Source organism: Acinetobacter terrae, from assembly GCF_002135195.1.
GTDB lineage: Bacteria > Pseudomonadota > Gammaproteobacteria > Pseudomonadales > Moraxellaceae > Acinetobacter > Acinetobacter terrae.
Window position 1 is genome coordinate 1 of record NZ_NEGF01000023.1, and the last position, 11225, is coordinate 11225.

9 protein-coding genes are annotated in these 11225 nt (G+C 38.2%); 3 read left to right on the top strand and 6 right to left on the bottom strand.

The window, feature by feature from the left end; translation table 11 throughout:
- Window positions 1–595 precede the first annotated feature (595 nt).
- Window positions 596–946 (top strand): hypothetical protein, encoded by a 351-nt coding sequence (locus tag B9T23_RS16360; protein WP_228145957.1) that lies wholly within the window; start codon window positions 596–598, stop codon window positions 944–946.
- 393 nt (window positions 947–1339) lie between these two features.
- On the opposite strand, the gene B9T23_RS16370 is transcribed toward B9T23_RS16360, so the two are convergent.
- From B9T23_RS16370 to sbmA, 4 genes are all read right to left on the bottom strand, one after another.
- Window positions 1340–1861 carry a hypothetical protein gene (locus tag B9T23_RS16370; RefSeq protein ID WP_086194826.1) on the bottom strand — a complete coding sequence of 174 codons (522 nt, stop codon included), beginning with the start codon at window positions 1859–1861 and terminating at the stop codon, window positions 1340–1342.
- Between the two features lie 253 nt (window positions 1862–2114).
- Window positions 2115–3107 (bottom strand): hypothetical protein, encoded by a 993-nt coding sequence (locus tag B9T23_RS16375; RefSeq protein ID WP_086194827.1) that lies wholly within the window; start codon window positions 3105–3107, stop codon window positions 2115–2117.
- 399 nt (window positions 3108–3506) lie between these two features.
- On the bottom strand, window positions 3507–4577 hold the full coding sequence (locus tag B9T23_RS16380) for a DUF1176 domain-containing protein (RefSeq protein ID WP_086194828.1): 1071 nt from the start codon (window positions 4575–4577) through the stop codon (window positions 3507–3509).
- Between the two features lie 494 nt (window positions 4578–5071).
- Entirely contained in the window at window positions 5072–6268 is a 1197-nt protein-coding gene (sbmA, locus tag B9T23_RS16385; RefSeq protein WP_086194829.1) for a peptide antibiotic transporter SbmA, read from the bottom strand.
- A gap of 680 nt (window positions 6269–6948) precedes the next feature.
- Here sbmA and B9T23_RS16390 point away from each other — a divergent pair.
- Window positions 6949–7143: a hypothetical protein gene (locus B9T23_RS16390; protein WP_086194830.1), complete on the top strand. Its 195-nt coding sequence runs from the start codon at window positions 6949–6951 to the stop codon at window positions 7141–7143.
- A 719-nt stretch (window positions 7144–7862) separates the two neighbouring features.
- Here B9T23_RS16390 and B9T23_RS16395 read toward each other — a convergent pair.
- Window positions 7863–8675 carry a hypothetical protein gene (locus tag B9T23_RS16395; RefSeq protein WP_086194831.1) on the bottom strand — a complete coding sequence of 271 codons (813 nt, stop codon included), beginning with the start codon at window positions 8673–8675 and terminating at the stop codon, window positions 7863–7865.
- 171 nt (window positions 8676–8846) lie between these two features.
- Between B9T23_RS16395 and metG the strand changes: the two genes are divergently transcribed.
- Window positions 8847–10904, top strand: a complete 2058-nt coding sequence (gene metG / locus B9T23_RS16400) for a methionine--tRNA ligase (protein WP_086194832.1) — start codon at window positions 8847–8849, stop codon at window positions 10902–10904.
- Between the two features lie 118 nt (window positions 10905–11022).
- Here metG and B9T23_RS16405 read toward each other — a convergent pair.
- A partial coding sequence (locus B9T23_RS16405; protein WP_143222545.1) for an integrase core domain-containing protein occupies window positions 11023–11225 on the bottom strand: 203 nt, incomplete at its 5' end.

Sequence of the window (11225 nt, forward strand, 5' to 3'; positions counted from 1 at the left end):
GAACATGTTTCTTCAATTGCTCAACCATTAAATAGAAGGTTGACCATGAGATGCCGGTGTATCGCTTGAACTGAGGATCAGAAAGCTTGTTTGAATCGATGTATTTCATCCGCAGATTATGCACGACTGTTAAAAAATCTGGGGTACAAATATTAATCAAAAAGAAGGTCATTTTTTGATTTATGAAAGAGATCTATTATATTCTTTATCTATAAAACTAGCATAAAACTGAGTTCTATAACTATAGTCATTCCAAAGATCAATTCTAAATAAGAAATATGGAGCTTGATACTTTTTTAAATTTTCTCGTTCACTATTTGAAATGATATAAAAATTCATAAATTTTAATAAATATATAGATTATATAAATTTTCTCACGAACTTTAAAAAAATAAAAGCCATATTAATATAAAAATTTATTTATATTTATCGATAGAAAATCGCCAATTGGTACGGCATTACTAAATTCCCTGACCAGTCCGACATCGCCATTCATACAGGTACAGAACTCTGCCAACAACTACTTGAACCACTGCAAGACAAATTTGGACGTATTGCCATTCGATCTGCATATCGCTCACCAAGAGTGAATCAAATGGGCAATGAAAAAGGACATAACTGCGCGAGTAATGAGAAAAATTATGCTAGCCATATTTGGGACTATCCCGATGCCAATGGTTTTGGTGCAACAGCGTGTATTGTCATTCCCTCATTTTTAGAACTGTATGAAAAAGACCAATCAAACTGGCAACAGCTTGCCTATTGGATTCATAACAATTTAAATTATAGCCACCTTACTTTTTTCCCAAAACTGTGCGCATTTAATATTGGTTGGCATGAGCAGCCTGCACGGGAAATTTATAGTTATATTCAACCCAAAGGATATTTACTGAGAGGTGAAACGGTGAATGAGGAATTTGAGAAGTTTTATCCGGATTTATTGTAATCCCTCTAAATCTCCCTTTAGAAAAGGGAGACTTTGTCATGTAATTAATTTGATACACGAAGTTCCCTCTCCTTTTTTAAAGGATGAGCGTTATTACGCGCAAGAGGGAGAGGATTAATATTTATGTTATAAAATTCAATAAACACCAAAGAAAAATAAAAATGACACTAGAACTTTTACAAACGATCATTCAATGCGCCCTTGGACTATTTCTAATCTTTATCATTGTGATATTGATCCATCCCAAATGGCGTAAAGGAATCACAGAACCTGAAGTCTATTCACCAAGAAAACAGCGAGGAATAGGCTTATTCTATGGGATGGACTTTATCCTCTACCCTATTTTTTGGTTATTTAAAATTATCTTTTCAATCTTTAAATAAACCAATCTAGTTACTTACGAATCGAACCCAACTTATTCCAAATATCAGGCGTTAAAAACGTCATCACCATCTTATTCAGGTCGACATAACGCAGCACACCTTTCAACTGCTTATTCACCTCAGGATTTTTCACAATGGCTTCACCCGTAGTACGACCTAATTCCTGAAAACTATCGCCTACAGCTTGCAAGCCTTCTGCTTGAATCACGGCTTTGGTTTGTGCAGAACACTGCTCCACCAAGATGCGCTGTAAAACGGTCGCTAGGCTTTTATCCAGTTGCTCTTTCTGAACATCGGTCACTTGACTAAAACTTTTTAAATCTGGATGAGTCGATAAAGCCACAAAGGTCCATTGCAGTACAATTTTCTTATCCGTCTCGGTTGTCGATTTCACCAGACAATCACTCAGCTGATCGACCGTTGGCCCTGCTGTCGCCAATTGCGCGGAACCCAACAATGCAACCGCCATCAAAGCTGAAAAACTGATACGTAAAATGCTGTGACGAGCAGTGGTTAAAACTTTGCGAGACATAAGGCGAACTCCAGTGAAAAATCATTGTCTTTGTATCATAACGCTGAGGTTTTTACCTGTTATGACTCTGTAAACTGGACTTCCTAGAAATTGCACTAACCCCTAAAATGATGTTTTCTATTCAAGTGAAATATCAAATCCAACAAAATTAAATTCATCTGGGCTAAGGTTTAAAGACGACCATCTATCCAATCCTTGGGATAATCCAGCTGACTGGACGAGTCTTTTAAAATCCAAAATTAATGCAGTCAAATTACTTGATCTGCCTCAACATATTCTTCGCACCAGCATGGTTATAATTATTGGCCAAATTTTGCAATATCTTAACTGCCTGTCCTTTCGAGCTAGAAAAACGACTGCTATAACTTGGCACACTGGTTAAACAGCGCGCGACCAGCATTCCGGATTCAGTATAAACTTTGGTTCCGTCCGTTCCCTGTAACTTGCCATAGTTATAAGCACGTTGTGCATTATTACAGGCAGCAACCTGATTTTTACCACTATTCAAATCACGGCGTGCCGCAACATAAGATTTGAGCTGTTGCTGCTGTGGGGTTTCGACAACTTGTACAGACTGTTTTACGGGCAATGGAGGCGTAGGCTTGGTTTCTTTTTTAGTTTCAGCCTCTTTTTTAACTTCAACCTCTTTTGGCGTGGTTGTTTTACTCGGTGTATTTTTAGCAGTTTGATTATTTACAGTGGTTTTTTTTGCGGCAGAATTATTTGAAGAATTGGCACTGGAATAAAATTTTTGAGCGTCCAAAGCCGTCATTATTTTAGTTTGAAGCGCGACCATACGGGCGTCACTACCATCATCTAACTTGCGTTCAGCAACAGGTTCAATCGATACAATCCAGCTTTGCCCATCACTTTGCACACACTTATATGCGCCTATGCCTTGCTTGACACTGCTATAGGTAGAGAGCAGTTTTTTATCCCATTGATTCTTTACCAAACTCATTGAGCTTTTATGTAAAACAGAGAACTTGCCATGCTTGGCAGAACAATAACTATTTAAATGTTTTCTTGGATATAAAGATTGAGGTTCTTTATTGCTTTGCTTTGACCCCCAAGAATAGACATATTCTTTCGCCCGACCATTTGCAGCATTAATATTTTTCTGAACAATGAGTTCCTGAGGTGAGGTAAAATTTTTAACTGAATCCGAGTTAAAACTGTCAATACTGGTACAGCCATGTAAAGCGATGCCCACTCCACCAATCAAGATTATTGTTCTGAAATTCACGTATCAATTCTCAATTATGCCGTATGAGATGAAAGTATATGAAAATACAAAAAATAACAAACTCAGAACTTTGATTTCATTATTGATTTTATTGAATTGATTTTTTAATTTTTCATTTAAAGCCCACCAAAAACTGCCAATTTTTAAATGTTTTTCGCTTAAAATTTGAACTACATAACAATTAAATCGCATTTTTAAAATTTTATAAGTGGTTTAAAGAAATTTATCACTGAAGCCATTCGACAATTTCAATAATGAAATGACCAAGTTTTATCTTTTTTATCAAAATGATTTTTCATTTTCTTGAATCTATATCTGACTGATTGCTTTTCAATAATCGCCTCATGAGCAACAGATGCTCCAACTGATATCATTCATCCTTCCTATTTACAATATCAATCACTTCACCACAGCTTCAATCAGATACAGATCCCAAATTCCACCCGGGAAACCTTTGCACATGCCTGTCCAGCGATCCAGCGTTTTCACAAAAGTTTGGCCGTTCCAGATCCATTGGCTCATTGCCCAGCAATCTCCAAGACCACGCCCCTTTTGCGCACTATTGATTTCACCTGCTGCAAAGTCTGAGGCAAATTCAGTCACAAAGGTCGCCTTGCCTTTTAAAGATTCATCCAGCACCCAGGCACCATAGCCTTCATTATAAGCACCACGCCAGCATAGTGTTGTTGCAAGGGCTTTATGATTGGTGAGTTTATAGAGTTCTATGGCTTGGGGTTTTGCAACCGTTTCGTCATTAATGCCTTCACAGAATACATGAGCATCCTGAAGCTCTGGTTGCGCAGCCATGAGAAGCATATGTACAGCTTGGTACTGTTCAGTATTTGGCTGTAGGGTCAAATAAGGTTTGGTAGCTGTGTTGACCTTTTTGACCATCGGCTTTGGCTGTGCAGCTAGAACTTTTGATTCATTTGCTGCACCCTTTTTTACTAATGCTCCGACTGTGCCGGTACGCTTCTGGAAATCATCCATTTTCAATAAAGTCGCAGTCATGCCCGCATCTGAAACCTGCCAGGTATAATGGTTATTTTTAAAGATGATTTTTACGTTTTTCTGGGTGTACTTTAATAATCCATTGATTTGCTGGGCATTCAGGGTTCCAATTAAAGGTTGAGTGGAAGGCTTTACATTGACTGCGCCAAAATCTTTGCCATTCAGATAAAGGTGAATATTGTTCAGTTTTTTACTGTCTAAAGTCTGACCATTACTGGATAAGGCAAATTTCCCTTGAACTGCCTGTTTTGCACCCGCTTGACGCGTCAGCAATATCGAAGCTGGCATCGCCTGAGCACTATCAGTCTGATAACCTGCCGCCCGACACGTTCCAGTATTGCTACAATGGACTTCCCAATCCAGATAAGAAAAAGACCGGCCTTGAATATCTTGGGCCACAGTGAATGGACTCACAACGGTTAAACAAATGAGAGACATCAAACTGTAGAAAACTTTCATCTTTTCTTATCCCATCTTTTTATATCAATATACATCTTAATGATAATTATCAGTGTTGCTGAATCATTTCAAAATGCTGTTATTTATCCCTTTCAAGTGCATACCGGCACTATTGAGTCTATTTAAAAATATTAGAATCAAAAAACCCCGCAAGATACGTAATGCCAGTCAGTTAAGAAATTGGCTGGAATTTTCTATTTTGAATTCATCATGTTTTTGATACGCGTATACGTCATTCGCAACTGTTTGAGGCAGGATTACATTAATAAGTTACTGTTTCTGCGATGGATTTACTATTCGGTGGTAGTGGACGAGTTTTGCGGATGACAAATGCTTTTGGTTCTTTTGGCTAAACAAAAGAACTGACGAACTCCAAATATTTGATTTTATAAGATAAGACTCCGCTGTGAATAACCCAAAAGTTAAGGAGTTTATGGTCAAACTCCTTAACTGATCAGCATTACGCAAGATACGGGCCTTTATTTCAATACAAATTACTTATGCAAAGTCGACTCAAATGCTCTTAAACGCTTATAAATCGAAAGCAGTTCGATAATCGTTGGCCAAGATTCAATTAAATACTGGAACGACTCACGCACCTTCCCAAACACATTGGCAATCTGCATCATCAGACCCAGCGTAATTGCACCTGCGGCAATACTCGGAAATAACACAAATAAACCATACAGATTATCCAACTGCATATACCAGATACGCACCATATTGAAATAGGCATAGTGGAAATATAAACGGAAATAGTTAAAACGGACTTTGCTAAATAACTCTTTTAAGGTCAGTGGATCGGCACGATCAGCATAGTCTTCACCATAGACCAGTTCCTTACGGTATGCAGCTTCAACCCTCTGGTTGTTAAATTCTAAACCGGGTAATTTATACCCCACAACCATCAACACCACTGTACCCAAAACCGCCCAGCTAATGGCTGCCCAAACCAGTGCATACGGAATTTCACCAATCACAGGCAATTGTTTCACATGCGATGACAATTGCAACAAGACCGGCAAGAATGCCATTAATGTCATCAAGGCTTGAATGAAACTCACCCCCAGACTTTCAGTCGTTTTGGCAAAACGCATGGTATCTTCCTGAATACGCTGCGAAGCCCCTTCAATATGACGTAACTGTTCCCAATGTGCGGTGTAATAGTCATTCATCGCTGTACGCCAGCGGAAAATATAATGACTGACAAAGAACAGGTTAAATACCGCAATCGTGACATAAACCATGGCAACATACAGAAAGGTCATGGTTTCACTGTAAAGTAAATTGACATCTCCGCCACCACTACCGAGCATTTTCTGGATCAAGTCATAAAATGGGCTATACCACGCATTCACTACGACATTGACTTGCACTGAAAACCAGATATTAAACAGAATAAAGGCTGAACCCCAGACGGACCATCCTTGCCATGGATTGCTGGATTTAAATTTCCAGAACAGGGCAAAAATAACCGTGGAGACAAGGAACCACAGATAAAACCATAAAAATGAAGGTGTCCAGAAACGGCTCACGCCAATAGGCAATTCAGCCTCATGATAGCCTTGTGCAAAGCCTAAAAATGTTCCCCAACTACTTCCACCTGAATACCACAAAGCAACATTGATTAAAAACCAAAGCAGCAACGACAAAAAGAACCACTTCGGGTTCGGAAAAAAAGATTTAAACATTGCGTATGGATATTCCTTTATTTTTTAATTTACAACCTAAGCCATCCATTCAAACCAAACCGATTTTTAGCCCCATGGATGGATCCGCCATTATTCTAGTATTTTCATCTTTGTAACAACTTATTCACTGTTTGTGAAATGTTTTTTCGCGTGAATCATGTTCAACAACCCGACATTTCAATAAACAATGTGTACTTTTAAATTAACCTAACGATGATGTTTTCATCATTTCAACTCATCATAGATACAAAGCTCAAAGAAGATAAGCTTTATTTTCTCAGGATGAAGTGCTTAGAGATGTTGCACCACAGACATGCTTGAACCACAAGTTAAGCAATGTGCCCTCATCTGTTTTGAGTCCCCAAAGCAGATGAGAGCACAGCGAAACCATAAATCCTATGACTAAATAGGCTAGTACTCATAAATTAAAACAATATTAAAAAATCATCCAATGAGCTAATGGGTTTTCCTTTCTTCGACACGAAGGGAAATTATAAAAAACTCACAAAATCAAATTATAAAATCCAACAAATCCGCAATTTTCTATTTAATGTGCATATCACATAAAAATTCCATCTGATTTTTTTTGATTTAATTCTCAATGCTGATAAAATTGGTTAAATATCTATCAAATCATGCTAGTATTTCACTAGGTTAGTGAAAACGCTCGGGGAAAGAAAATGGACAATTTAGTCATCGAATTATTAAAACCAGTCATTCTAAAAAAAGAAAATTGCAATCCTTTAGTTTTTGAACAAGGGACTATTTTAAAAGTTGTGATGCATACACCTACCGGTCTGCTTGTATCTGACGATTCAAACTTTAATTTCACCGTTTCTTTAAATGATGAAAATAATGTATGGCGTGAACTATAAAATTCAACCCGTCCTTTCCAAGTATAAAAGGCTGTACTGTATAATCTAAATTTGAGTGAAATTCCCCCAACCTTAATTTTAAGAGCATACAATTTTCAATGCATTACAATGAATCCAATATGTTCTGGTGTTGTTTTTTCAACAGCACCAGATAACTCCTTCCGTTCAGTTAAGTTCTTTTATTTTTAAGTTTCTATCCGCTGATTCTTCAAAACTGCCAAGCTGACTAAGTTCTATATTTCATTTATTCGAATGGGAAAATTGAATTTATCCTATCTGTTATATTTAGCCACTCTTTGAATAAATAAAAATAATCATGCCCACTCAATCATTAAAGCTCAGTTAATTCATTATTAACTTAATATATGGAATATTTTCCATATCATCTTCGGTGATTGATACCTATAAAATGATTGAGTAACTTCAATTGAACTCAATGTTCTTTAACCAAGTCAGCTCTCATTTCAAGCTTCAATAGCCATGAATTGCGCGACCCCTAAATCAATTTAGAAATTTCAGGTTAATCATTTCATACTTGCTGTTCTTTTAATTTCGTATATGCACCCAAATAGAGTTAATAAAACATTCCTTTAGGAAAGATTTGCATCCAGAGAAATACACCATCCTGTGTTTGGATGGCGTATTTACTGGGATCATTTCAGAGCTTTACTTCAGTGAAGTTCAAATTAGAAGAATCCAATTTAATGATATTTATTTTATTATTTTCTAAGCGTGCTCATAAAACTCACGACTGAAAACAGCCAAATAAATAAGATAAAACTGCGTTCTTTGCTGAAATGACTGACATCGGTACCATGCAAAATATTATGGCGTGTCATGGTCACAGTTGAGCTGCTATCCATTTTATAAGCGGCTAATTCTGCAAAATAAACATTCATTTCACAGGCAATTTTGGTCTTATGCCACAAGCTCTTTATTTCATGCCCTTTTAAACCGGGGACAATTTTGTAGACATCTACAAATTTGGTCTGGTTCTGTTTCAAGAAACCACGTTCAATCAGGACATCAGTCAATAAGCCTTCTAACTGCGCATACAAAAGCGGAATACAGCCTGCAAAACACTGCATCTCATACAGTTTAAATGCCTCTTGAATCACCAGACGGCGCTGTGCTTTATTTTCAGCATCAATCTCTAAAGCATCAAAGGCTTCAAGCATTTCAGTCTGGAAATAGTCCGCATTGATCATATCTAAAAGGTCGAAGCTTGCTACATTATCTTCATGTTGATTGGCCAAGCTCCAGATATGAATCAGGTTTAATGCATCATTGGCAAATTTTGCATCGACCGGTTGATCAAGATCGTCGGCAAGCATATCAAAATAAGCTTCACCTTGAGCATGTTGACGTAATGCTTGGGTTAAATGCGTATGTTCACCCGCAGACATTTCCTGAAGATATTGCTCGGCATTTTGCAAAATGCCTTTCCCGAGTTTGTTCTGAGCATTCTGATTTTGTGGAATTCGGGTCACTTCTCGGTCGAAATCATCTAAATCAAAATCATCATCAATCATGGGTTTGCTACTCATTCACATCTATATAGCAGGCTATTATCGCTGTTCTTGATGAGCGAATATATAAAAATCTACTTTTGAAAAGAATTCAGCTAATCCCTTGTGCATCCTGCATGCAACTAAGGTAAAATCGATCACCTTGCATAAAATACGAATGAGAGAGTTATATCCGTGCGTAATATCTTAGTCACTAACGCCCTTCCATACGCCAATGGTCCAATCCATATGGGTCACTTACTCGGTTATATCCAAGCAGATATTTGGGTTCGTGCCATGCGTGCAATGGGTCATGACGTGACTTATGTCTGTGCGGATGATGCTCACGGTACAGCAATCATGCTTCGTGCTGAAGCAAACGGTATTTCACCTGAAGCGCAAATTGCCAATGTGCAAAAAGAACATATGCGTGACTTTGATGGTTTCGGTGTTCACTTTGACCATTACGATTCAACCAACAGCGAAGAAAATAAAAATCGTTCATCTGAGATTTACATTAAGAACCGTGAAGCAGGCAACATCGCAGTTCGTCCTGTAAAACAGTTATTCGATCCTGAAAAAGGCATGTTCTTGTCTGATCGTTTCATCAAAGGCACATGCCCGAAATGTAAAGCGGAAGATCAATACGGCGACTCATGTGAAGTTTGCGGCGCAACCTATAATGCAACAGAATTATTGAATCCAAAATCGACTTTAAGTGGTGCTGCACCTGTTGAGAAATCATCAGATCATTACTTCTTCAAACTTCCAAATTTTGCTGAATACCTGCAAAAATGGACGCGTGATGAAGGTCGCTTGCCTGTTTCTATTGCAAACAAACTGGATGAATGGTTTGAAGCCGGCTTAAACGACTGGGACATCTCACGTGATGCGCCTTATTTCGGTTTTGAAATCCCAGATGCACCAAACAAATATTTCTATGTTTGGGTAGATGCGCCAATTGGCTATATGTCGAGTTTTGAGAATTACATCAAAACCAAACGTCCAGAATTAAACTTTGAAGATTACTGGAAAAAAGATTCTAAAAATGAGGTGTATCACTTCATTGGTAAAGACATCGTGTATTTCCATGCGTTGTTCTGGCCTGCGATGCTTGAAGGTGCAAACTACCGTACGCCATCAGGTTTATTCGTCAATGGTTTCTTGACTGTAAATGGTCAGAAGATGTCTAAATCTCGCGGTACCTTCATTAAAGCTGAAACCTATTTAGAAAATTTAAACCCAGAATATTTACGCTATTACTTCGCCTCTAAACTTTCGGATAAAGTTGAAGATTCCGACTTGAATCTTGATGACTTCGTGCAAAAAGTGAATTCTGACTTGGTCGGTAAAGTGGTTAACATTGCCAGCCGTTGCGCGAAATTCATCAACACTAAATTTGATAACAAATTATCTGCAACTTGTGCAGAGCCTGAATTGGTACAAAGCTTTATTGATGCCGGTAGCTCAATTGCACAAAACTATGAAGCACGTGAATTCTCTGCTGCGATTCGTGAAATTATGGCCCTTGCTGACCGCGCGAACCAATACATCGATGAGAAAAAACCTTGGGCATTGGCTAAGATCGAAGGTCAAGAGCAACAAGTTCATGACGTTTGTTCTGTCGGTATCAACTTGTTCCGTCAATTGGCAGTTTACTTGGCACCTGTGTTGCCGACTTTGGCACAACAAGTTCAAGATTTCTTGCAACTTGAAAGCTTCAACTTTGAATCTCGTAAAGATATCTTAGTGGGTCATGAAATTGCATTGTTCCAACCGTTAATGCAACGTGTAGATCCTAAAGCTGTGGCGGCAATGGTCGATGCGTCTAAAGATTCTTTAGCTGCCCCTACTGAAGCACCAAAAGCGGAAAAGAAAAAAGAGAAAGCAAAAGAGAAGAAAGCTGAACCTAAAGTAGGCGAAGCTGAAATTATTGGCATTGAAGACTTTATGAAGATTGACCTTCGTGTAGCAGAAGTTTTAGAAGCTGCACATGTTGAAGGTTCAGATAAACTTCTTCAATTGACTTTGAATGTTGGCGAAGCTGAACCACGTAACGTATTCAGTGGTATCCGTGAGTTCTACCAACCTGAAGACTTAAAAGGCAAATTGGTGGTGATGGTTGCGAACCTTGCACCACGTAAGATGCGTTTTGGTATTTCGAACGGTATGGTTTTAGCTGCGGGTAATGGCGAAGGCGTTTGGGTGATTTCACCTGAATCTGGCGCTAAACCGGGTGATAAAGTGTCTTAAGATTTAGTCTTTAATATAATAAAAAGCCTCTAGTGATAGAGGCTTTTTTTATTTTCAGGTTTTTGATTTTTAAACCAATGGTAATCCTCCCATAAATAACCGAAGTTAAAAGTAGAGGTTAAGCAGCCATTAGAGGTGGCCTTCCTTTGTTTGCTTGGTGTGGTCTTTCATGGTTGTAATGCCACAGCCAGTTTGTTGCATAATCTTGTACTTCATCCAAAGTATCAAATAAATGTTTGCTCAGCCAACTATAACGTATGGTTCGATTATAGCGTTCAATATACGCATTCTGCTGTGGTTTACCTGGTTGAATATATTCAA

Coding starts and splice junctions, on each gene's coding strand:
- B9T23_RS16360 (WP_228145957.1), top strand. CDS start 596: ATGGGCAATGAAAAAGGACATAACTGCGCGAGTAATGAGAAAAATTAT.
- B9T23_RS16370 (WP_086194826.1), bottom strand. CDS start 1,861: ATGTCTCGCAAAGTTTTAACCACTGCTCGTCACAGCATTTTACGTATC.
- B9T23_RS16380 (WP_086194828.1), bottom strand. CDS start 4,577: ATGAAAGTTTTCTACAGTTTGATGTCTCTCATTTGTTTAACCGTTGTG.
- sbmA (WP_086194829.1), bottom strand. CDS start 6,268: ATGTTTAAATCTTTTTTTCCGAACCCGAAGTGGTTCTTTTTGTCGTTG.
- B9T23_RS16390 (WP_086194830.1), top strand. CDS start 6,949: ATGGACAATTTAGTCATCGAATTATTAAAACCAGTCATTCTAAAAAAA.
- B9T23_RS16395 (WP_086194831.1), bottom strand. CDS start 8,675: ATGATTGATGATGATTTTGATTTAGATGATTTCGACCGAGAAGTGACC.